General features: G+C 69.9%; 20 protein-coding genes and 2 pseudogenes. 7 read left to right on the top strand and 15 right to left on the bottom strand.

From position 1 onward, the window contains the following. Window positions 1-9: 9 nt before the first annotated feature. Complete coding sequence (locus ACIBJB_RS41005; protein WP_398938918.1) at window positions 10-2,403, bottom strand: phosphoketolase; 2,394 nt, start codon at window positions 2,401-2,403, stop codon at window positions 10-12. Window positions 2,404-2,444: 41 nt separating this feature from the next. Here ACIBJB_RS41005 and ppk2 point away from each other — a divergent pair, with 41 nt between their 5' ends. Then, window positions 2,445-3,248, top strand: coding sequence for a polyphosphate kinase 2 (gene ppk2, locus ACIBJB_RS41000; RefSeq protein WP_398938916.1), 804 nt, complete (start codon window positions 2,445-2,447; stop codon window positions 3,246-3,248). A gap of 41 nt (window positions 3,249-3,289) precedes the next feature. On the opposite strand, the gene ACIBJB_RS40995 is transcribed toward ppk2, so the two are convergent. The 4 genes and pseudogenes from ACIBJB_RS40995 to ACIBJB_RS40980 all read right to left on the bottom strand — a co-directional run. Continuing rightward, window positions 3,290-4,171, bottom strand: a complete 882-nt coding sequence (locus ACIBJB_RS40995; RefSeq protein ID WP_398938913.1) for a universal stress protein — start codon at window positions 4,169-4,171, stop codon at window positions 3,290-3,292. Between the two features lie 5 nt (window positions 4,172-4,176). After that, window positions 4,177-5,199: a zinc-dependent alcohol dehydrogenase gene (locus ACIBJB_RS40990; protein ID WP_398938911.1), complete on the bottom strand. Its 1,023-nt coding sequence runs from the start codon at window positions 5,197-5,199 to the stop codon at window positions 4,177-4,179. A gap of 25 nt (window positions 5,200-5,224) precedes the next feature. Beyond that, window positions 5,225-6,130: a universal stress protein gene (locus ACIBJB_RS40985; RefSeq protein ID WP_398938909.1), complete on the bottom strand. Its 906-nt coding sequence runs from the start codon at window positions 6,128-6,130 to the stop codon at window positions 5,225-5,227. Window positions 6,131-6,442: 312 nt separating this feature from the next. Then, a pseudogene (locus ACIBJB_RS40980) lies at window positions 6,443-7,524 on the bottom strand (pyruvate formate lyase family protein); the annotation flags it as partial. A 278-nt stretch (window positions 7,525-7,802) separates the two neighbouring features. Between ACIBJB_RS40980 and ACIBJB_RS40975 the strand changes: the two are divergent. The 3 genes and pseudogenes from ACIBJB_RS40975 to ACIBJB_RS40965 all read left to right on the top strand — a co-directional run bounded on the left by ACIBJB_RS40975 (window position 7,803) and on the right by ACIBJB_RS40965 (window position 10,105). Continuing rightward, complete coding sequence (locus tag ACIBJB_RS40975; protein ID WP_398938907.1) at window positions 7,803-8,267, top strand: Crp/Fnr family transcriptional regulator; 465 nt, start codon at window positions 7,803-7,805, stop codon at window positions 8,265-8,267. A gap of 40 nt (window positions 8,268-8,307) precedes the next feature. Next, window positions 8,308-9,031: pseudogene (locus tag ACIBJB_RS40970) on the top strand (CBS domain-containing protein). Between the two features lie 372 nt (window positions 9,032-9,403). Beyond that, window positions 9,404-10,105, top strand: coding sequence for a response regulator (locus ACIBJB_RS40965; protein WP_398938905.1), 702 nt, complete (start codon window positions 9,404-9,406; stop codon window positions 10,103-10,105). Window positions 10,106-10,212: 107 nt separating this feature from the next. On the opposite strand, the gene ACIBJB_RS40960 is transcribed toward ACIBJB_RS40965, so the two are convergent. The 6 genes from ACIBJB_RS40960 to urtA all read right to left on the bottom strand — a co-directional run bounded on the left by ACIBJB_RS40960 (window position 10,213) and on the right by urtA (window position 15,870). Then, entirely contained in the window at window positions 10,213-10,782 is a 570-nt protein-coding gene (locus tag ACIBJB_RS40960) for a DM13 domain-containing protein (protein ID WP_398938903.1), read from the bottom strand. 241 nt (window positions 10,783-11,023) lie between these two features. Continuing rightward, window positions 11,024-11,716 (bottom strand): urea ABC transporter ATP-binding subunit UrtE, encoded by a 693-nt coding sequence (gene urtE, locus ACIBJB_RS40955; protein ID WP_398939009.1) that lies wholly within the window; start codon window positions 11,714-11,716, stop codon window positions 11,024-11,026. A gap of 5 nt (window positions 11,717-11,721) precedes the next feature. Further along, window positions 11,722-12,519 (bottom strand): urea ABC transporter ATP-binding protein UrtD, encoded by a 798-nt coding sequence (urtD, locus tag ACIBJB_RS40950; protein WP_398938900.1) that lies wholly within the window; start codon window positions 12,517-12,519, stop codon window positions 11,722-11,724. Next, window positions 12,516-13,637 carry an urea ABC transporter permease subunit UrtC gene (gene urtC / locus ACIBJB_RS40945; RefSeq protein ID WP_398938897.1) on the bottom strand — a complete coding sequence of 374 codons (1,122 nt, stop codon included), beginning with the start codon at window positions 13,635-13,637 and terminating at the stop codon, window positions 12,516-12,518. Before urtC ends, urtD begins: the two co-directional genes overlap by 4 nt. Further along, window positions 13,634-14,521: an urea ABC transporter permease subunit UrtB gene (gene urtB / locus ACIBJB_RS40940; protein WP_398938895.1), complete on the bottom strand. Its 888-nt coding sequence runs from the start codon at window positions 14,519-14,521 to the stop codon at window positions 13,634-13,636. Before urtB ends, urtC begins: the two co-directional genes overlap by 4 nt. Before the next feature lie 92 nt (window positions 14,522-14,613). Next, entirely contained in the window at window positions 14,614-15,870 is a 1,257-nt protein-coding gene (gene urtA / locus ACIBJB_RS40935) for an urea ABC transporter substrate-binding protein (protein ID WP_398938893.1), read from the bottom strand. Between the two features lie 405 nt (window positions 15,871-16,275). Between urtA and ACIBJB_RS40930 the strand changes: the two genes are divergently transcribed. Continuing rightward, window positions 16,276-16,746, top strand: a complete 471-nt coding sequence (locus ACIBJB_RS40930) for a MarR family winged helix-turn-helix transcriptional regulator (protein WP_398938891.1) — start codon at window positions 16,276-16,278, stop codon at window positions 16,744-16,746. Here the strand turns inward: ACIBJB_RS40930 and ACIBJB_RS40925 are convergent. Then, a complete protein-coding gene (locus ACIBJB_RS40925) occupies window positions 16,703-17,821 on the bottom strand; it encodes a substrate-binding domain-containing protein (RefSeq protein ID WP_398938889.1) in 1,119 nt (372 codons plus the stop codon). The genes ACIBJB_RS40930 and ACIBJB_RS40925 overlap by 44 nt on opposite strands. Before the next feature lie 600 nt (window positions 17,822-18,421). Between ACIBJB_RS40925 and ACIBJB_RS40920 the strand changes: the two genes are divergently transcribed. Then, entirely contained in the window at window positions 18,422-18,940 is a 519-nt protein-coding gene (locus tag ACIBJB_RS40920) for a GIY-YIG nuclease family protein (RefSeq protein WP_398938887.1), read from the top strand. Between the two features lie 313 nt (window positions 18,941-19,253). Here the strand turns inward: ACIBJB_RS40920 and ACIBJB_RS40915 are convergent, their stop codons facing one another. The 3 genes from ACIBJB_RS40915 to ACIBJB_RS40905 form a co-directional block, all read right to left on the bottom strand. Beyond that, window positions 19,254-19,805 (bottom strand): AAA family ATPase, encoded by a 552-nt coding sequence (locus ACIBJB_RS40915; RefSeq protein ID WP_398938885.1) that lies wholly within the window; start codon window positions 19,803-19,805, stop codon window positions 19,254-19,256. A gap of 250 nt (window positions 19,806-20,055) precedes the next feature. After that, window positions 20,056-21,015, bottom strand: a complete 960-nt coding sequence (locus tag ACIBJB_RS40910; RefSeq protein WP_398938883.1) for a phosphotransferase family protein — start codon at window positions 21,013-21,015, stop codon at window positions 20,056-20,058. Window positions 21,016-21,061: 46 nt separating this feature from the next. Further along, window positions 21,062-21,856, bottom strand: coding sequence for an alpha/beta fold hydrolase (locus ACIBJB_RS40905; RefSeq protein WP_398938881.1), 795 nt, complete (start codon window positions 21,854-21,856; stop codon window positions 21,062-21,064). A 62-nt stretch (window positions 21,857-21,918) separates the two neighbouring features. Here ACIBJB_RS40905 and ACIBJB_RS40900 point away from each other — a divergent pair, with 62 nt between their 5' ends. Continuing rightward, window positions 21,919-22,338 carry a MarR family winged helix-turn-helix transcriptional regulator gene (locus ACIBJB_RS40900; RefSeq protein WP_398938879.1) on the top strand — a complete coding sequence of 140 codons (420 nt, stop codon included), beginning with the start codon at window positions 21,919-21,921 and terminating at the stop codon, window positions 22,336-22,338. Window positions 22,339-22,390 lie beyond the last annotated feature (52 nt).

The following is a 22,390-nucleotide window of genomic DNA, read 5'->3' as shown; positions in this document are numbered from 1 at the left end:
GCAGGGTGTTCAGGCGTTCCAGGTCCAGTCGGCGACCTCGGGCAGGTCCGTGCCGTGCTCGCGGATCCACGCTTGGTGGCGGGTGCGGGCGTCGGCCATCTGCTGACGCAGGGCGGCGGCGCGGACGGCGAGGCCGGGGACGCGGTCGATGACGTCCATGACCAGGCGGTAGCGGTCGAGGTCGTTGCGGACGACCATGTCGAAGGGTGTGGTCGTGGTGCCGGACTCCTTGTAGCCGCGCACATGCAGGTTCTTGTGGCCGGTGCGGCGGTAGCTGAGGCGGTGGATGAGCCAGGGGTAGCCGTGGTAGGCGAAGATCACCGGCTTGTCGGTGGTGAACAGGCCGTCGTACTCGAAGTCGCTCATTCCGTGCGGATGTTCCTCGCGGGGCAGCAGCCGGGTCATGTCGACGACGTTGACCACGCGGACGGCGAGGTCAGGCAGGTGGCGGCGCAGCAGCTGGGCGGCGGCCAGCACCTCCTGGGTGGGTACGTCACCGGCGCAGGCCAGGACGGCATCGGGTTCCCGGGAGCCGTCCTCGGTGCCCGCCCAGTCCCAGATCCCGGCCCCGCGGGCGCAGTGGGCGCGGGCCTCGTCCATGGACAGCCAGTCGAAGCAGGGCTGCTTGCCGGCGACGACGACATTGACGTAGTCGCGGCTGCGCAGCACGTGATCAGCGACGGAGAGCAGGGTGTTGGCGTCCGGCGGCAGATAGACGCGGACGACCTCGGGGCTCTTGTTGAGGACGTGGTCGACGAAGCCGGGGTCCTGGTGGGAGAAGCCGTTGTGGTCCTGGCGCCACACATGCGAGGTCAGCAGGTAGTTGAGGGAGGCGATCGGAGCGCGCCAGGCCAACTCCCGTGATGTCTTCAGCCACTTGATGTGCTGGTTGACCATGGAGTCGACGATGTGGACGAAGGCTTCGTAGCAGGAGAACAGTCCGTGCCTGCCGGTGAGGAGGTAGCCCTCCAGCCAGCCCTGGCAGGTGTGTTCGGAGAGGATCTCCATCACCCGGCCGTGCCGTTCGAGGTGTTCGTCGACCGGGAGCAGCTCGGCCTGCCAGGCCTTGCCGCTGGCGTTGAAGACGGCTTGGAGGCGGTTGGAGGCGGTCTCGTCGGGACCGACGACACGGAAGTCCCGGCGGGCCGAGGTGTCGTCCATGACCTGTTCGAGGAGGTCGCCGAGGACCCGGGTCGGCTCGTGCAGGGTGGTGCCCGGCTTGTCGACGGGTACGGCGAAGCGGTCGAGATCCGGGACGGGCAGCTCGCGTACGAGCAGGCCCCCGTTGGCGTGCGGACTGGAGCCGAGGCGCTTGGTGCCTTCGGGCACGCAGGCGAGGACGTCCGCCACGGGGCGGCCGTCGGCGTCGAACAGCTGCTGCGGCTGGTACGACCGCAGCCAGGCCTCCAACTGCCGCAGGTGCTCGGGGTTTTCGCGCACGTTGGCCAGCGGGACCTGGTGGGCGCGCCAGGTGCCCTCCACGGGCACGCCGTCCACCTCCGCCGGGCCGGTCCAGCCCTTGGGCGTGCGCAGCACGATGACGGGCCAGTGCACCCGCTCGCTCACCCCGTCCTCACGGGCCGTTCGCTGCAGCACCTCGATCCGGTCCAGGGCCTGGTCGAAGGCGTGGGCCATGGCACGGTGGACGGTCATCGGGTCGTCGCCGGTGACATGGATCGGGTCGTGGCCGTAGCCGCGCAACAGCGCGTCGAGTTCGGCCTCCGGGAGGCGGGCGAGCACCGTCGGGTTCGCGATCTTGTAGCCGTTGAGGTGGAGGATCGGCAGGACCGCGCCGTCGTGCACCGGGTCGAGGAACTTGTTGGAGTGCCAGGCGGCGGCGAGCGGCCCGGTCTCCGCTTCCCCGTCGCCGATCACGCAGGCGACCAGCAGGTCCGGATTGTCGAAGGCCGCCCCGTACGCGTGCGAGAGGGAGTAGCCGAGCTCACCGCCCTCGTGGATCGACCCCGGAGTCTCCGGGGCGACATGGCTCGGTACCCCGCCCGGGAAGGAGAACTGCCGGAACAGGCGCTCCATACCCTGGCCGTCGCGCGGTACGTTCGGGTACGTCTCGCTGTAGCTGCCCTCCAGCCAGGAGTTGGCGAGGACCGACGGTCCGCCGTGCCCCGGCCCCCACACGCACAGCGCGTCGAGCCCGCGCGCCTTGATCACACGGTTGAGGTGGGTGTGGACGAGGTTCAGTCCGGGCGAGGTGCCCCAGTGACCGAGCAGCCGGGGCTTGATGTGCTCCGGCTTCAGGGGCTCGGTCAGCAGCGGGTTGGCCAGCAGGTAGATCTGCCCGGCGGCCAGGTAGTTGGCGGCCCGCCAATGGGCGTCCAGGGTGCGCAGTTCGTTGTCGGAAAGTACGGTGGCGTCCTGGTGTTCGACGCGTTGTGCCTCGGACATGGGATGGCTCCGTGTGTAGGTCATCGGGCGGTGGAGGCGGCATGGCCGGCAAGGCCGCGGCGAGGGTGCCGCGCAAGTCGTACGAGAAGGAACTGCTGCGTCTTCAGACGGAGTTGGTGAGGCTCCAGGAGTGGGTGCGGGCCGAGGGCGCCCGGGTGGTCGTCGTCTTCGAGGGGCGGGACGCGGCGGGCAAGGGCGGCACCATCAAGCGGGTCGCCGAGCATCTCAACCCCCGCGTCGCCCGGATCGCGGCGCTCCCCAAGCCGACCGAGCGCGAGCGCAGCCAGTGGTACTTCCAGCGGTACGTCGAGCATCTGCCGGCCGCCGGAGAGATCGTGCTGTTCGACCGGTCCTGGTACAACCGGGCCGGGGTCGAGCACGTGATGGGCTTCTGCACCAGGGAGGAGTACCAGCTCTTCCTGAGGCAATGCCCGATATTCGAGCGGATGCTGGTCGAAGCGGGGATCGTGCTGCGCAAGTACTGGTTCTCGGTGAGCGACACCGAGCAGCAGGAGCGGTTCCGCAAGCGGCTGGAGGATCCGCTGCGGCGCTGGAAGCTCTCGCCGATGGACCTGGAGTCGATCATCCACTGGGAGGCTTACTCCCGGGCCAAGGACGAGATGATGGTGCACACCGACATCTCCGAGGCGCCGTGGTACGTCGTGGAGAGCGACGACAAGCGGCGGGCGCGGCTGAACATGATCGCCCACCTGCTGGATTCGCTGCCCTACCACGATGTGCCGCCACCAGTGCTGGAACTGCCGGTGCGCCCGGAGTCGACCGGCTACGAGCGCCCGCCGCGCGATCTGCAGACCTTCGTCCCCGACCACGCGGCGAGCCTCTGAGCAGCCGGTCACCACGGTCGCCGTCGGCACGATCACCATCGTCACACCGGTTCCGGCACGACCGCGACCGGACAGTCGGAGTGGTGCAGCACCCTATGGGCCACCCGGCCCAGCTGGAGCCCGAAGTGCCGTGGCCTGCGCCGGGCCCCGAGGATCAGGAGGTCGGCGTCGCGCGAGGCTCCCACCAGGACGGTCCGGGCGTGGCCCTCCAGGGTGCGCCGACGCACCACGACGTCGTCGGGAGCCTCCTTGAGTGCCGTTTCCAGGGCGTCCACCGCGTGCTGCTCGTGCAGCCGGGCGGGTTCACCGGCGAGCTGGGGGTGGTCCGTGGTCTCGTGCGCCGGGCACCGCCAGGCCCGTACGGCATCCAGTACGGCGCCCCGTCGCCGCGCCTCCTCGAAGGCGAAGCGCATGGTCTCCGGGGCAGCCGGCGTGTCTCCGACGCCGACGACGACGCGGGCATGCTGTCCGGGACGGGCCCGGTCGCCCTGGTCGTCCTGGTCGCCGCGCACCACGATCATCGGGCAGTGCGCGTGCCCGGCCACGGTCAGGCTCACGGAGCCAAGGAGGGCCCCGGCGAGGCCGCCGCGGCCCCGGGTGCCCGTCACCAGCAGCGCGGCCCCGCGGCTCTCGCGCACCAGCGCGTACTCGGGTTCCTCGGGCAGCACCTCGGTGGAGATCTTCGCGTCGGCCCGGCGCCGGCCGGCCCGCCGGGCGGCGGCCGCCACGACGTCCTCCACCCGCTCCTCTTCGGACGGCCGGCCCAGGTCCTCGGCGGGCCGGGAGCCCTCGTAGCGCTCCCAGAGCGAGGCGTACACCAGGCGCAACGGCAGCCCGCGCAGGGCGGCCTCGTCGGCCGCCCAGTCGACGGCCCGCAGTGCGGACTCCGAGCCGTCGACACCGACGACGATCGGCAGGTCCATCATCCTCACCGTCCCGCGCCCAGGTCGAAGACGATCCGGGCCTTGACCTGGCCGCGCAGGACCTCGTCGATGGACTCGTTCACGCTCGACAGCGGGCGGGTCTCGTGGATGACCCGGGTACGGCCGGCCGCGTGCAGCTGGAACACCTCGGCGAGGTCCTGCCGGGTGCCGACGATCGAACCGATCACGCTCGTGCCGTTCAGGACGGTGTCGAAGATCGGGACCTGGATCGTGCCGTGCGCGGGCAGGGCGACCATGACGAGCTTTCCGCCGCGCCGCAGCCCGGAGTTGACGGCGGCGAAAGCGGCTTCGTTCACCGCGAGGGCGATCGCCGCGTGGGCTCCGCCGTACCGCTTGAGCACCTCGCCCACGTCCTCCTTGCGGGCGTCGATCACCAGGTCCGCGCCGAGCTCGGCGGCGAGTTCCAGCTTCTCGTCGGTGACGTCGATCGCCGCGACCTGCGCCCCGGCGATCTTCGCGTACTGCACGGCCAGGTGTCCGAGGCCGCCGACGCCGGAGATCGCGACGAGCTGCGCGGGCCGCACATCGGCGACCTTGAGCGCCTTGTACGTCGTCACGCCGGCGCAGGTCAGCGGGGCGGCGTCGAAGGCCGTGACGCCGTGCGGCACCGGCTGCGCGAAGTCGGCCCAGGCCAGCATCTTCTCGGCGTACCCGCCGTCACAGCCGTAGCCGGTGTTGATCTGCCGCTCGCACAGCGTCTCCCAGCCGGACAGGCAGTGCTCGCACCGCCCGCACGCTTTGCCCAGCCAGGGCACGGCGACCCGCTGCCCGACGCTCAGGTGGGTGACGCCCTCGCCGAGCTTCTCGACCAGGCCGACGCCCTCGTGACCGGGGACGAACGGCGGAGTCGGCTTGACCGGCCAGTCGCCCCGGGCGGCGTGGATGTCGGTGTGACACAGCCCGGAGGCCTCGACCCGGACCCGGACCTGGCCGGGGCCGGGCTCGGGGTCGGGCCGGTCCTCGATGACCAGAGGTTCACCGAAGACTCGTACGACCGCTGCCTTCATTGTGTCTGCTCCTTGGGGATGGAGGTCAGTGGTGTGGGACGACGGCCACGGGGGCGGTGGAGTGGTGCAGGACGGTGTGGGTGACCGAGCCGATGTGGGCGCCGAACGGGCTGCGCCGGACGCGCCGTCCCACGACCACCAGTGAGGCCTCGCGGGAGGCGTCGACGAGGGGGTTGCCGGGGCTGCCGTAGGAGGACTCCTCGGTGACCTCGACGTCCGGGAACTTCTCGCGCCACGGGAGCAGGACCTCGGCCAGGGCGGTGCTCTCCGACCGGGCCAGCTCTCCGTGGAGCTCCAGGTCGACGGAGAGCCCGTAGGCGTAGTACGGCGGCGGGTTCCAGCCGTGGACCACCCGCAGGGACGTGCTCCGGCGGACGGCGGCCGCGAACGCGAAGGCGATCAGCTCCTCGTCGGGGCTCTCGATGTCGAGGCCGAGGACGACGGGCCGGAACGGGGCCGCGGCGGACGGGATGCCGACCGGGTCCATCTCGTGCTCGTCGGCAGCCTGTTCGCCGGCCCTCACCAGGACGACCGGCCGCTCGGCATGCGCCACGACGGAAAGACCGACCGAGCCGACCATGAACCCGCCGATCCCGCTCAGCCCACGGGAGCCCAGGACCAGCAGCTCGGCGCCTTTCGCCGCATCCGCCAGCGCCTCGGCGGGCCGTCCGGAGAGCTGCTCGGTGATCACGTCGAGGCCGGGGTGGCGCAGTCGGATGCCTTCGGCCGTCTCCCGGGTGACCCGCTCGGTCCAGTGCTGGTGCGTTTCGGGGCCGAGGAGCGGCGCCTGGGCCATGGGGGCCGGAACCGGCTCCCAGACCTGGACCAACTTCAGCGGCAGGCCCAGCAGTTGCGCTTCACGAGCGGCCCACTCGGCCGCCGCGTGGCTCTCCGGAGAGCCGTCGAGGCCGGCGGTGAGGGTACGGGTCATGATCTCCACCTTCTGCATCGGGGGTGCCGACTCGAGCTTGGTCTTCGGGCGCGGGCCCTCGGCAGGGGCCACAGGTCCCTGCCGAGGGCCGAACGGCCCTGGCCGGTGTCGATGTGGTGCGGCGGACCCGCCGACGGGCCGCCGCGCCTCCCGCGCTCAACGCAGCCGGCGGCCGCGACGCAGAACAGGACGAAGGGTCCCGGGCCGGCCCGTCCACGCCGGTGGACAGGTGCCAGGAGTGGATCCGGCCGTTCGTCGTCACCGCCATCGTGCTCACAGCGATCCGTGGAAGGCGCGGCTGATCACGTCGAGCTACTCTTCGCGGGTCAGCCGGACGAAGTTGACGGCGTGTCCGGAGACGCGGATGGTCAGGTCCGGATACTTCTCTCCGGGTGTGCCATGGCGTCTTCCAGCGTGGTGCGGTCCACGACGTTGACGTTCATCTGGAAGCCGCCCGCGGCCGTGTAGGCGTCGAGGATGCCGACCCGGTGGCCGGCCCGCTCGATCGGGTGGTGCCCCAGCCCCTCGGGGGTGATGGTCGTGGTCAGTGAGATACCGTCGCGGGCCTGTTCGTACGGCAGTCTGGCGACCGAGAGCGCCGAGGCGGCCACCCCGTGCCGGTCGCGGCCGCTCATGGGGTTGGCGCCGGGGCCGGAGGGCTCTCCGGTACGGCGGCCGTCGGGGGTGTTGCCGGTGTGCTTGCCGTAGACGACGTTGGAGGTGATCGTCCGTACGGACTGGGTATGTTCGGCGTCCCGGTGGGCGGGGTGCTTACGCACCTTCGCCATGAAGGACTCCACCAGGCCCACGGCGATGCTGTCGGCACGGTACTCGGGGGACATGGCGGCGCCGTTCTGCTTCCTTCACGGCGGCGAGGTGGCCGAGGTAGAGCCATTGCACGGCCTCGTGTGCGGTGGTGGCGGGGCGGGAGATGTCACAGCCGTATGTCTCCGCCATCCGGGTCAGCTCGCCCAATGCCCGTATCTGTGCGGCGAGTTCCTCACGGTCCCGGATCACGTCGGCCGTGCAGGGACTGGCGTCCAGGCGGGCCCGCTCGGCCTCCTTGGCCTCGATCAGCCGGTCCGTGCCGTACAGCGCCACGCGCCGGTAGTCGCCGATGATCCGGCCACGGCTGTAGGCGTCGGGCAGCCCCGGTGATGATGCCGGCCTTGCGCGCGGCGCGCATCTCGGGTGTGCAGGCCTCGAAGACACCGTTGGTGTGGGGTCTTGCGGTAGGTCCCGAAGATCCTCGTCACGAACGGGTCGGCTGCGTAGCCGTACGCCCTCAGCCCGGTCTCCACCATGCGCAGGCCGCCGTTCGGGATGATCGCGCGCTTCAGCGGGGCGGCGGTCCGCAGGCCGACGATCAGTTCGCGGTCGCGGTCGATGTATCCGGTTCCCGCGAATTCCCGCCAGGCACCGGCCGCCCGGGCCCAGGACACGGGAGGCCGGGGGCCTCGATCCGCTCGCCGAAGGTGCCCTGTCAACGCGCCGTCGTCGTGGTCGGCGATGTGCCGACCCGTCCGCGGGCGGGTCGGCGTGGCCGTAGAGTGCCGGTCGTCTTCGGATCGTGGCCGGGTGGCCCGTCCGGTGGCCCGGGTGGCCCATGGCCGCCGCCAAGGGTGGGCCACACGCTGGCCATGGCAGTATCCACGACCCGTCGGAGCGCGCCATGATCACCACCCCCACACCCAGCATGCTGCGAGCCCTGCCCGCCGAACACCGGCACCGGCTCATGCGCCTCGGCCGCGAGGTCTCCTTCCCGCAGGGGGCGCGTCTGTTCGAGGAGGGCAGCCTGGCCGACCGGTTCTGGATCATCCGCACGGGCACGGTCGAGCTCGACATGCACGTCCCCGGCCGCCGGGCCGCCGTCATCGAGACGCTCCACCACAACGAACTGGTCGGCTGGTCCTGGCTGTTCACCCCGCACGTCTGGCATCTGGGCGCCGAGGCGACGAGCCCGGTGCGGACGTACGAGTTCGACGCCACGGCCGTCCGTCTGATGTGCCAGGACGACCCGGCCATGGGCAGCGCCATCGCCCAATGGGTCGGCGACGTGCTCGCCCACCGCCTGCGCTCCGCCCGGACCCGGCTGCTGGACCTTTACGCGCCGTACGGCGCCGGCGGCAACGTCTGAGCGCGTCGGCGGTCCGAAGCGACAACGAGAGGGAGCCACGATGCACGGCACCCCGCACATCATCAGCGACGTCATGACCGCCACGGTCGCCGCCATCGGCCGCAAGGCCACTTTCAAGGACGTCGTGCGGCTGATGCAGGACCGGAAGGTCAGCGCCCTGCCGGTCCTGGAGGGCGAGGGCCGCGTCGTCGGCATCGTCTCCGAAGCGGACCTGCTGCCCAAGGAGGAGTTCCGCGACAGCGACCCCGACCGGTACACCCAACTGCGGCGCCTGTCCGACCTGGCGAAGGCCGGTGCGCTCACTGCGGACGAGCTGATGACCTCCCCGGCCTTCACCGCCCGCCCGAACACCACGCTCGCCCAGGCCGCACGTACTATGGCGCGCGTCAAGATCAGGCGCCTCCCCGTGGTCGACGAGCAGGACATCCTGCAGGCATCGTCAGCAGGGCCGACCTCCTCAAGGTGTTCCTGCGCGACGACGAGGAGATCGCCGAGGAGGTCCGCCGCGAGGTCGTGGCCTACCTCCCCCCCCCGCCGGCTCAGCAATCCGCGTCGACGTGCACGACGGAGTGGTGAAGCTGGTCGGCCGCGTCCGGGACACGGCCCTGGTTCCCGTGGCCGCCCGCCTGGTGCGCGCTGTCGAAGGTGTCGTGGACACGGACTTCGAGCTGAAGGGCCACGGGGACCCGTGTGACTCCGCGGGTCTGAGGGCCGCACAGCCCCGGACCGAGGGAATCAGGCGCTCGGCGCCGGACGGTCGCTGAGCCGGCGGCGCGCCAGAGTCAGATCGCGCGCCAGGACGTCGTACTCCAGGCTGCACATCGGCGCCGGGTGGCTCTCGCCGTTCCAGGGCGAGGGGTGGCGCGGCCGACGGTTCCCAGTGTCGCCAGAGGGTGTGCCTGGGTGGTGGGTGACGACCGCGTCGGCCACGTCAGAGGCGAGCTGTACGAGTGCTGTCCCCACGCCGCGGGGACTCGCCCGGTAGCAGAGGCCACCGGGCCATCACCATGGGGCCGGTGAGGACGCACGCCCAAGCCGATTGGGCCGGTCGGCCCTAGTGCGACCGGCCCCGGCGAGCGATGATCGTGCTCGCGGGCAACCCGCAGCCCGTACGCCGCCGGGAACGAGGGGCCGTCATGACCGGGACACGCAGCTTCACGGAGCAGGATCCGATCCGCGTTTTCCTGCTCGACGACCACGAGGTCGTACGACGCGGTATCACCGACCTGCTCGACGCCGAACCGGACATCTCGGTGGTCGGCGACGCGGACACCGTGGAACACGCCCTCGTCCGCGGCCCGGCGCTGCGCCCGGACGTCGCCGTGCTCGACGTACGCCTGCCGGACGGCGACGGCATCACGGTCTGCCGGGAGCTGCGCAACCAGATGCCGGAGCTGGCCTGTCTGATGCTGACGTCGTTCGACGAAGAGGACGCGCTGTTGGACGCGATCATGGCCGGGGCCTCGGGCTACGTGCTCAAGCAGATCCGGGGATCCGACCTGGTCTCGGCCGTGCGTACGGTTGCCTCGGGCCAGTCGATGCTCGACCCCGCGACCACGGCCCGACTGATCCGCTCGCTGCGCGCCGAACCCGCCGAGACACCTGCCCTGGCACCCGAACTGGCCGGCCTGTCGCCCCGCGAGCGGGACATCCTCGCGCTGATCGGCGACGGCCTGACCAACCGCGAGATCGGCAAGAAGCTCTATCTGTCGGAGAAGACCGTCAAGAACCACATCTCCCGGCTCCTGGCCAAACTCGGTGTCCAGCGCCGCGTCCAGGCCGCGGTCCTGGCTTCCCAACTGGAACAGCCGAATCCCGGCGGCCGTCCGACGAAGTAGCTACGAGCGGGCCGTTCAGAGCCCACCCCTGGCCGGACGGCCCGGCGACCTCCTCGTCGCCCTCGATGCCCTGGGGTGAGCGCCGGCGTCGGAAATGGCCCCCACTGTCAGACGCGAGCGAGTTCCGCCGCGCCGAATGAAACGTCGAAACGGTCGCACCAAATGCTCACGCTGTTGTAGGTCGACGGATCCACGTCCCTGGGCAGGGCGTAGTTCTGGCTCCCCTTGTTGCCTTTGAGCTTCCCCAGGCTGACGTACTTCCCGTCGTCGAAGACATGCCAGCCGGCCTCCCCCTCCTTCACCGGCGCGTCGGTCAGCCAGACACGCAGATCCGGTCCATTGCTGGTGTCGAGGTTCTCCAGCCGTACGACGTGGGAGCCGTCGGCCAGCCGTACGAGCCTCACCGTGCCCGAGGTCGCATGCTCGTGGCTGATCAGCTCGCCACTTGCCAATGTCTGCGGACCGGTGGCCGAAGGCTGACGGGAGGGCTTGTGCGAGGGCGTCACAGCAGGAGGGGCGGACGTCTCCACCACCCCGGGCAGGGCCTCCTCGACGGTTTCGTCCTGCCACAGCTTCCACGGCTGGAACCAGTACAGCCCGAAGCCGACCCCGCCGACCGCCACCACCAGCACCGCGATGACCAACGGCCTGGTCAGTACCTTGCGCCCGCGCCCCATCCCTGCCTCGTCTCCTGGGAGTTGCTTGTCCGCCCATTCAACGGCGACGGGCGGCCGTCCCGTACCTCGCGGGTGATGACGGAATCCTTACGGCGCAGGGGCGAGGCCGTCCCCGAGCGGGTTCCCGAACGGGCCGCGACCGTCGGCCGGACTCCCGAGGTGATGGGCAGGTGCCCGCACGAGGTCAGCGACGGCACAGTTGCAACGCGCCTGGACGCCTCCACACGTTGCCGGAGCGTGCTCACACGCTGAGCGCCGCCCGTACGGTCTGCTCGGCTCCCGTTCCTCCCTCGCCGGAGGAGGTCACGCGGCCCGCCTCCAGTACGTAGTAGCGCTGAGCGGCCCGCATGGCGAAGCCCACGTGCTGCTCGACAAGGAGTACGGACAGTCCACCGCGCCCGGCCAGGGACAGGACGGTCTGCTCGATCTCGGCGACGACGGACGGCTGGATGCCCTCGGTCGGCTCGTCGAGCAGGAGCAGGCGCGGACGGGTCACCAGGGCCCGGGCGATGGCGAGTTGCTGGCGCTGGCCGCCGGAGAGCAGGCCCGCGCGGCGGGCGGACAACTCGCGCAGGACGGGGAAGAGGTCGAGAGCTTCGGCGATGGCTTCCTTGCCGTCGGGACGGCCGTCGGCGACGAGCTGGAGGTTTTCCGCGGTGGTGAGGTGCGGGAAGGACTGCTGGCCCTGCGGCACGTACGCCATCCCGCGGGCCACCCGCTGGTGCGGAGCGAGGCGGGTGATGTCCTCGCCGTCCAGCAGGATGGTCCCGTTCTTCGGCTTGATCAGGCCCATGACGGCGCGCAGGAGGGTGCTCTTGCCGGCACCGTTGTGGCCGAGGACGGCCGCGACGCCGTCCGACGGGACCTCGACGGTCACGCCGTGCAGCACGGTGGTGCGGTCGTAGCCGGCCTGGACGGTGTTGATCTCCAGCATGGGTGTCACGCCTCCTCGGCGACGGATACGGGAGTGGCGGACGGTCCGGAGACGGACGCGGCGTCCGGTTCGGAGGCGCGGCCCAGGTAGACCTCCTGGACCTTCGGATCGGCCTGGACCTCGGCGACCGTGCCTTCGCTGAGGACCTTGCCGGCGTGCAGCACGCTGACACTGCGGGCGAAGGAGCGCATGAAGTCCATGTCGTGTTCGATGACGACGACGGTGTGGTCCGCGCTCACCCGCTGCAGGAGTGCGCCGGTGGCCTCGCGTTCCTCGTGGCTCATTCCGGCGACCGGCTCGTCGAGCAGCAGCAGCCGTACGTCCTGGACGAGCAGCATGCCGATCTCCAGCCACTGCTTCTGGCCATGGGCGAGAACACCGGCGGGGCGGTCGCGCAGGTCGGTCAGACCGGTCGTCTCCAGCGCCTTCGTCACCGGCTCCGGTATGCCCTTGCGGCGGCGGAGCATCGTCGTGATTCCCCGTCCGGCGCCCGCGGCGATGTCGAGGTTCTGGAGCACCGTCAGCTGCTCGAAGACCGTGGCCGTCTGGAACGTACGCCCGATGCCGAGGCGGGCGATGCGGTGCACGGGCGTGCCGATGAGTTCCCGGTCGCCGAAACGGACCGAGCCGGTGGCCTTCACCAGCCCGGTGACCGCGTCGACCAGGGTGGTCTTGCCGGCGCCGTTCGGTCCGATGAGGAACCGCAGGTCTCCGGCCGAGACGTCCAGGTTCACGCCGTCGACGGCGGTGAAGCCGTCGAAGGTGACGCGCAGGTCGCGGATGGTCAGTCCTTCGCCGCTCATGCTGTCTCTCCTGAACGGGTGGTGGGAGTACGGCGGTTGCGGATGACCGTCACCAGGGAGGCCAGTCCGCCGGGGAGGAAGCCGACCGCCACGATGAACAGCAGTCCCTGGAAGTAGGTCCAGGCGGCCGGGAAGGCGTCGGAGAGGGTGCTCTGCGCCCAGGCCACGGCGACCGCGCCGAGCACCGCGCCCACGAGGGACGCCCGGCCGCCGACCGCCGCGCCGATGACGAAGCCGATGGACGGCACGATGCCGATCAGGGCCGGGGAGATGATCCCGACGGCCGGCACGAACAGCGCGCCCGCCAGACCGGCCATGCCCGCCGCGACGACGTAGGCCACGAGCTTGACGTTGGCCGGGTCGTAGCCGAGGAAGCGGACCCGCTCCTCGGAGTCCCGTACGGCGATGAGGAGTTCGCCGTAGCGGCTGACGAACAGCTGCCGGGCGAGGGCCATCAGGAGCAGCAGGACCACGGCGATGATGAAGTACACCATCTTCTGGTTGGCCGGGTCGTCCAGCGAGTAGCCGAAGAAGCCCTGCATGTCGGTGAGTCCGTTGGTGCCGCCGGTGGTGGCCTGCTGGCCGACCAGCCAGATGGACAGGGCCGCGGCCATGGCCTGGCTGAGGATGGCGAAGTAGGCGCCCTTGACCCGGCGGCGGAAGATGAAGAAGCCGAGCACCGCGGCGACGGCCATGGGCAGCAGGACGGTCGCCGCGAGCGCGAACCCGGGGTTGGCGAAGGGCTTCCACCACCAGGGCAGGGCGCCACCGGTCCCGTACAGCTGCATGAAGTCGGGCAGTGCGCCGGGGCTGCCGCCCGGTGCCGCGGCGGCGTCGGCGAGCTTGAGGTGCATGGCCATGGCGTAACCGCCGAGGCCGAAGAAGACGCCCTGGCCGAGGACGAGCAGTCCGCCGCGGCCCCAGGCCAGGCTGACACCGACGGCCACGATGGCGTAGCAGAGGTACTTGGCGAGGAGCGAGAGGCGGAAGTCCGAGAGGGCGAGCGGTGCGATGCCGAGGAGGAGCACGGCGCCGAGGGCGAAGCCGCCGGGCACGCGGAAGCGTTCCAGGAGGGATGCGGACGGCGGGGGTACGGCGGTGGTGGTCGTTGTCGTCATGCCAGGCTCCGGGTGCGCAGGGTGTACAGGCCCTGGGGCCGCCACTGGAGGAAGGCGACGATCGCCACGAGCACCATGACCTTCGCGACACTGACCGTCGTCGAGTATTCGAGGACCGACTGGAGCACACCGAGCGCGAAGGCGGTGATCACACTGCCCTTGAGCTGGCCGATGCCGCCCACGACGACGACCAGGAAGGCGTCGACGATGTAGTTGGTGCCCATCGTCGGGCCGATCGGGCCGACCAGCGTGAGGGCGACCCCGGCCACGCCCGCGAGGCCCGAGCCGATGAAGAACGTGATCCGGTCGACCTGCCCGGTGGCGATGCCCGACACCTCGGCGAGGTCCCGGTTCTGCACGACGGCCCTGATACGCCGCCCGAGCGGGGTCAGCCGCAGGATCAGCGTGAGGGCGAGGACGCTCAGCAGGGCGAGCCCGAGGATGAACAGCCGGCTGTTGGCGAGGGTGATGCCCCCGCCCACCGAGATGTTGCCGGTGAGCAGATCCGGGGCATGGGTCTGCACGTTGGGGGCGCCGAAGATGTCCCGGGCGAGCTGCTGGAGCATCAGGGAGACACCCCAGGTGACCAGCAGGGTGTCCAGCGGGCGGGTGTAGAGGCGCCGGATGAGCAGCCACTCCAGCAGCATCCCGAGGGCGCCGGCGACGAGGAATGCCACGGGCAGGGCGACGAGCAGCGAGATCCCCGCGCTGCTGATGGACTTCTGCAGCACGTACGTGGTGTAGGCGCCGGCCATGATGAACTCGCCGTGCGCCATGTTGATCACGCCCATCTGACCGAACGTCAGGGTCAGGCCGAGCGCGATGAGCAGGAGGACGGCACCGATGCTGATGCCGGTGAAGGACTGGTTGAGGATGACCGTCATGAAGCGGCTCCGGGTCGGGGACGGAGGTGCGGGCGCGGGACGGGACCCGGCCTGCAGAAGGCCGGGTCCGTCCGGAAAGGGCTGAGCCGGGGTCAGGACAGGCCGGAGGCCCAGTCGTAGCCCTTGAGGTACGGGTCCGGCTTGATCGGCTTGCCCGAGTTCCAGACCTCGGTGATGAGGCCGTCCGCACCGACCTTGCCGATCCGGGCCGTCTTGTAGACGTGCTGGGTCGCCCCGTCGACGGTGACCTTGCCCTCGGGGGCGTCGAAGGTGATGCCGTCGGAGGCGGCCTTGACCTTGGCGACGTCGAAGGAGCCGGCCTTCTCCACCATCGCCTTCCAGAGGTAGACCGAGATGTAGGCGGCCTCCATCGGGTCGCTGGTCGGCTTGTCCTTGCCGTACGCGGCCTGGTACGCCGCCACGAACTTGGTGTTGGCCGCGCCGGGCGTGGTCTCGTAGTAGTTCCACGCGGTCAGCTGGCCCTCCAGATACTGGGTGCCGATGCTCTTGACCTCCTCCTCGGCGATGGAGACCGACAGCACCGGCATGCTCTTCGCGGTCATCCCGGAGGACTTGTACTCCTTGAAGAAGGCCACGTTGCTGTCGCCGTTGAGGGTGTTGAACACGGCGTCCGCGCCGGAGTCCTTGACCTTGTTGACGATGGTGCTGAACTCCGTGGAGCCCAGCGGCGCGTAGTCCTCGCCGACCACCGTCATGCCCTTGGCCTTCGCGTACGCCTTGATCTCCTTGTTGGCGGTGCGCGGGAAGACGTAGTCGCTGCCGACCAGGTAGAGCTTGGTGAGGCCCTGCTTCTTGAGGTAGTCCAGCGCGGGGATGATCTGCTGGTTGGTGGTCGCGCCGATGTAGAAGATGTACGGGGACTGCTCCAGACCCTCGTACTGCACGGGGTAGAAGAGCAGCGACTTGTACCGCTCGAAGACCGGCTTGACGGCCTTGCGGCTGGCCGAGGTCCAGCAGCCGAAGGTGGCCGCGACCTTGTCGTCCTTGATCAGAGCCTCCGCCTTCTCCGCGAAGGTCGGCCAGTCGGAGGCGCCGTCCTGGCTGACGGGCTTCAGCTTCTTGCCCAGCACACCGCCGGCCGCGTTGATCTCCTTGATGGCGAGCAGCAGCGAATTGTGGACCGTGACCTCGCTGATGGCCATCGTGCCGGACAGCGAGTTGAGCAGACCGACCTTGACCGTGCTGCCGGAGGTGTCGGCCTTGGCGCCGGCCGCGTCGGTCGAGGAGGTGTCCCCGGTCTTGGCGCCACAGGCGCTGAGGGCGGCGGACGCGCCGACCGCTGACATACCTGCCAGCAGACCGCGTCTGCTGATGCTGAGCCCGGACATACGAAACCTCCATGCCCCGAAGGGCGATGCGATGAGAGCGGAAGACTCTGGGGAGGGAGCAGTTGGGACGCGCTTCAGAAACGGCGGCGGTGGCGCACGCATCCCCCAGCCGTTCCTTAGGTGGCGTCCGGGCTGGTCGCTGAAGTGCGTCCACAGCCTGCGAGGAAACTGTTTCCCCCACGTTTCGACGCAATAGAAGAATAGTTTCCGGTGGAAGCAAAAAGTCGGACCAAAAGAAAAAGCCGCCACTGAGTACGCCCACTTGACGGCATCTCAGCAACGGCAATTAATACTTCCTGCCGGAAGGATCTATTTCCCGGTGCCTCTTGTCAAGAGCGCGCTGATCGACGGTAGGCTTCAGGCATCCCCCTCAGGGGGAGTCAGGGCTTCGAGCGGAGGAGCGCAATGGCGAGGCGGCCCCAGGAACTGCTCCACCTGCTGACCCGGGCCGAGCGCCTCTCCGTGCGCCGAGTGCAGTCCGTACTCGAGGAGTTCGAGTGCTCGGTGGAGGCATGGCGGGTCCTCGACCTGCTCTCCGACGGACAGGGACACAACATGACCGCCCTCGCCGACCGCGCCTTCCTGCCGGCACCGACCCTCACCAAGCTGATCGACCAACTCGTCGACCAGAACCTGGTGTTCCGACGGATCGACCCAGCCGACCGGCGCCGCATCCTGGCCCACCTCACGCCGCGGGGCCTGCGGCACTGGCAGCTGCTAGCGCGTGAAGTGCGTGCGGACTGGGCGGAGTTGGAACCCCTGCTCGAGGGAGAGGACGGGCCGCGGCTGGAGACGCTGCTGGACCGGCTGGCCGACGCGTTGGACAGCCGTGTCACAACAGGTCGTGAGGAGCGTCCAGTTGGGCGAGCACGTTGAAGTCGAGGCCGTCGGCCTCCGCGAGGTAGATCCGCTGGCGTACGTGCCGCTCGTGGAGATGGAGCAGCCCGCGTGGCCCTTCGTACGACACCGCGTCGGCGGCGGCGCCGATCGCGGAGACATCGAGGGTGCGGGCCCGTTCGATCAGCGCCGCGAGCAGCAGCACGCCTTCGTAGCAGGACTCGCCGAGACTGCCCGGGGCGGGCGCCTCGATCCCGAACCGGGCGGCGTACTGGCCGTGGAAGTCCAGGGTGTCCTGGTTGGCCAGTGACGCGAAGTACCCGGCCGTGCTGAAGAGGTCGCCGGTGGCCTCGGGGCCGCTGGCCATCAGCATGTTCTCGTCCATCAGCGTGCTCAGCCGCAGACACCGCTGGTCGAGCCCGGCGGCGGCGAAGGCGCGGTTGAAGCGGACCGCGTCGGTACCGACCAGCAGCATCAGCACGCCGTCCGCGTCGGCGTGCTCGATCCGCCGCAGCACGTCCCGGAAGTCCTCGGCGCCCAGCGGGAGGTACGCCTCTCCGCAGACCCGGCCGTTGCCGCAGGCGCGGGCGTAGCGGCGGGCGGCACGGGCCGTGCGCCGCGGCCAGACGTAGTTGTTGCCGACGACGAACCAGCGCCGCACACCCCGCGCCTCGGCGAGCAGCCGCATGGCGGGCAGCAGCTGCCATTCGGGCGTCTCGCTGGTCATGAAGACACCCTCGGTGCGCTCGCCGCCCTCGTACAGGGCCGTGTACACGTACGGCACCCGGTGGGCGACCCGCGGCGCGACCGCCTCCCGGACCGACGAGATGTGCCACCCGGTCACGCCGTGCACCGTTCCCGTCGCGACCAGCGCCTCCACTTCCCGGGCCACCGTCCGGGGATCCGCGCCGCCGTCGACTTCGAGGAGCCGCAGCTCCTTGCCGAGCACCCCGCCGGCCTTGTTGATCTCCTCGGCCGCGAGCCGCGCGCACGCCTCACAGGCGGGACCGAAGATCCCGGCGGGCCCCTGCATCGGGTACACGAGGGCGACGTTCAGGGTCGAATCGTCGGCCGTGAACCACTCGGGGCTGTGGAGGCGGGGCGGCCGGTGCATGGCCTCATGATTGCCTGATCACCCTCGACGCCCAAGCGACGGCCCGGATCGAGACCGATTCGTAGAGATAGGGCGAGGTCGCTGTTCTCGGCAAGGGGGCGCGTCGACGTCCGCGAGGACGGACGGGGTCGTGCATGACGGCGCCCCGCACCCGACCCCGAGCAGGCTCATTGCTCTCCTTCGAGACCCCCTCTGTCTCCGGATACGCCTGCCGCAGCGCGTCCAGGCCTGCGGGACAGGTTTCTCCCACGTCTCTCGTGACTCCGCCTCCAGGGTCGGGCGGGTACGGCCAGACATCGGTGCTGGAATCGACGGTCGGTAATTTCCTTGTCGCCGCCGGGTGGTTCGAACAGACACATACGGGCCGGTCCGAAGTCGGGGTCACGCAGCAGGGCAGCGATCTCGCCGTGCTGGTCGCAGAGGCGCTGTCACACCCGCGTGGGACCGTGAGGAGATGGACAAGCGGCGCGCGGTCGGACGCCCGCTCCGGGGGCATGCCCGTGCCGCCCGGTAGGCAGAGGTGCTGCCCGCACGGCTGCGGGCGTGACACCAGCCGACCGCGACAGCCACCGCGCGCCCCGAGCCGAGAGAGGCCGCGTCATGACCGACATCGACACACAGTTCCTGCGCAGCCTGTTCGACGAGGAAGGCAGCCTGCACACCGCCGGCCGCACCGCCCTGTACCGGCTCCACGGCCCCGAAGGCCTGCTCTACGTCGGCATCTCCACCTGCCCACTCACCCGCATCCGCACCCACCTGCAACAACAACCCTGGGGCCACCGCGTCATCGCCATACAGATCGACTACCCCGACGACGCACACACAGCCGAACGCGAAGCCGTCCAAGCCGAACGGCCCCTGCACAACGTCGTCTTCAACGGCACCGCCCCTCCCCCACCGCCCGACCGGGCCTCACGACTGAGGGCCGAACTCGCCGCCCAGCAGCGACGGCTGGAAGAACTCGAGGCGGCCGTGCCCCGGTCCACCACCCACCTACGTCTCATCCTCCGCGGCATCACCGCAGCGCAGACAAGAATCGCGAAACTCGCCAGAGAAGCCGAAGAAGCCGAGGCCTCACCACCCTCACCCGGACGGCGGACCAGAGGGGCCAAGCCGTAGGGGCCGTGCCGGACTCCAACCAAGCGCTCAGACGCCATCGGGCCCAAGGCCGAGTCCTACGCGGCGAGTCGCGGGGACTGCCGTGCCGGGATGTCGGAGCGGGCCGTGATGCGCCGGTACGGCGGCTGCCACCCGACGGTGCAGAACGTCTGGAGTGGACCTGGCCGCGGCCGCGTCAGAAGCCGCAGCCGCGTCCGACGCGCGTGGCCTGTACAAAGTGGTGCTGGACCAAGACCGTCATCGCCCCCTGGCCCCTTCCCACGCCAAGGGCCAACCGGCCACGGTGCCCTGAACAGGATGAAGAGGCTCACGGTCAGTTCACCACAGCACGACGGCGAGCCTCCCGGATGATGCCGTCGGCGGTCTCCTCGGGAGTCAGCGCGGCCGTGTCGAACCACCAGCCGACATCGCCGAGCTCCCGCTTCATCGCGCCGTCCAGATCCTCATAGCCGCCGAAGTCGAACCGCTCTTGTGGATCACGCAGGGTGTTGCGGTACCGGCACGCCTCGATCCCCGGTGCGAGAACGACGAACAGGACCTGACGTGCTCCAAGGAGAGAGACGAAGAAGTCCAACTGCCTGCGGTCGGGGATCACCCAGTCGATCACAGGCGTGAAGCCCGCGTCGCAGAAGTTGTTCGCCAGCGTGCACAGATTGCGGTTGCACAACTGAACCTGCCGGGCCGCCTCGTCGGCAGGTTCCCCCAGGGCCCAGACACGACCGCTGACAACGAGCCGGCTGATGAAGTCGCCGTCCAACCGGGCGGAGCGAGGCAGGCGCTCGGAGACCAGCCTGGTCACCGTCGACTTCCCTGCCCCCGGCATCCCCGTCACGATCAGGCAGTCCGGCGTCTCCGCTGTGATCACGCCCGCAAGCCTGCCAGCGGGCATGGTGCCCGGCAATCGTGTTTTGTAGGTCCACCATCTGTGCGGGCAAGCGCTGCACTGCCGCATCGCCGGCTGTCGAACCTCACGTGAATCCCTGTCCGGCAATCAGCAACGGAACACGATCCCGCCCAGGACGAAAGCAGGTGTCGGTCTGGCGGCGTTTCCACCCCGAAGACAACGTCGGGCAACGACAGTTCACCGCCGTGCCCACACCCCGGACCACCTCGGCTCAGCCGGGCGCGTCCATCAGGGCGGTGACGTAGGCAGCCAGCCGCTCCTCCACAACCCGTGCCGTCAGCTCCGTCCTGCCTGCACCCCGCCATGGCAGCGAGACCTGCTGCACTTCTTCTGAGAGCGCCAGCGCGTCCCGCACCTGCCAGTACAGCCGCTCGCCCGCTGACGTCGCCAGCGCCCCGCCGGCCTCCTCGTACTCCTCAGCGAACCGCACGCCCCACGCCGGGCCGTGCAGCAGCGCGACATTGGTGCAGCAGTGCGCTACATCGAGGTCCGCCGGGCCCCAAGAAGCCGCTGCCCAGTCGACGACGCCGGTGATGCGGAGGGCCTCCGGGCCCGGCGACGGGGCGTCGAACAGCACGTTGCCGGGGTGGAAGTCCCGGTGCAGGAACCGCCCCTCATAGGCGGGTGCGGGTCCTCGGATCACGTCGACCGCCGCGGCCCATGCCGCCGTGTCGGCGCCCTTGGGTGTCACGACGGTGTCGGCGGTCGTCAAGGTCACGTACCGCGGGGGCCGCTCGGCGGGGGCGGGTCTCACCGCGTGGATCGCCACGAGCTGACGGGCGAGCAGGGGTACGCGCGCCTCCACCCCCTCGTCCTCGAGGACCGTCCGGCCCGCCAGATGGGTCATCAGCAGTGACGGATACTCGCAATGCACGGCCCGGTGATCAACCGCGACCAGGCCAGGAGTCGGCACGCCGGTCTCCGCGAGCAGGGCAAGGGCACCCCTCTCCCTGTTCAGCCAGTCCTCGGCGTGCTCATCATCGACGAAGGTCCGCAGCACCAGGTCACGGGTGCCTCCGTCCCGCCTGCCGACGGTCACACGCCGCATCTCGGCAGTGCTGCCGCCCTGCAGCGCCTCGGTTTTGACGACCCGTTCGCCGACGTCCAGATGCCGACCCACCCAGGCCAGCGTCAACGGCCGTACGGCCCCCGCCCCATCGTGGTCTGCCACCGCGCCACCCCATCATCCGTACGGCGGCCCGCGCAAAGACTTTTGCTCACTGCTGATCCGACGGACTGCCCGACTGGCGCAGGTGCGCGTCGATCAGAGCGAAGGTGGCTTCCGGCTGCTCGATCTGCGGAAGATGGCCGGCCTTGGGAACGACCTCGAGTCGGCCGTCGCCGAATGCGTCGGCGTACGCGGCGCCGTAGGCGGGGGTGACGATGCGGTCGCTCTCACCCCAGAGGAGAAGGGAGGGCACCTGGATCTGCCCGAGCCGGCGCAGCAGCGAGGGATCGTGCATGTAGGGATCGCCGGCGAGGATGCGCATGGTGGCCATGTTGGCCTGTCTGCGCGCGAGTTCTTCGGCCGGGAGGTCGGCCGGGTCGAGGTAGTAGCGGTCCGGGTCGTGCCACGTGTGGTCCGCGACGCCGCGGGCGTCAAGGGCGAAGAAGTCGGTGATGTGTTCCGTCTCGACCTGCACGCCTACCGCGTCGATCAGGACGAGGCCGGTGATGCTTCCCACGCTGTCACGTGCGGCCATCTCGGCGGCCGTCCAGCCTCCGAGGGAGGAGCCGACGACGAGAACATCGCGCAGCCGGCGGTCGCGCAGCATGTGCAGATAGGCGAGGGCAAGGTCGTCGATTCCGGTGAGCCAGGCGGGGCGGCGAGTACCGTCCCAGCCGGGGTGTACAGGTGTGATCGTGTGGGCGGTGCGGGAGAGGTGCTGGGCGAGGCCGGCGACAGTGGCGGGGCCTCCGCCGCCGTGCAGGACGAGGACCGGCCTGCCTTCTCCGGCCTCGGACAGGGTCAGGGACAGGTCGGCATACATGGCTGACGCGTTGGTGGACATGCCGACCATAGTAACTAAACATCTTTATATAAGCTAGCTTGGTCATGGCGTAGACTCGATGTATGCATGTTGAGCTGCAAGAACTCGGCAGAGCGGTCAAACAGGCCCAGTACCGACAGCATCGGGCCCTCGACAGCGCCCTCCAGGCCGTCGGCACGACACTGGCCCAGTGGGACGCCCTGCGCGCGATCAGCCGCTCTCCCGGAGCGTCCGCCCGTGAGTTGGCCGCAGCCACGTTCCAGACCGAACAAGCCTTCGGAACACTCGCCGGCCGCCTCACCGCCCAGGACCTCGTGGAACGCCGACCAGGACACGGTCGGCGCATCGAACACCACCTCACACCGGCCGGCCGAAAAGTCCTGGCAGTCGGCCACAGCATCGCCGACGAAGTGCTCGCCGACTGCTTCTCCGCCCTGCCGAACGCGGACCGCGCAACCCTCCTCGAACTGCTTCAGCGCCTCACCACAGCACGAGACATCTGATGGATGGAGGCTCCGGACCGTCCCGAGTCGGGTGGAGTTGCTGTCATGGGAC

Source organism: Streptomyces sp. NPDC050759, from assembly GCF_044456945.1.
Lineage (GTDB): Bacteria > Actinomycetota > Actinomycetes > Streptomycetales > Streptomycetaceae > Streptomyces.
This window is presented reverse-complemented; position numbering and strand designations above follow the sequence as displayed.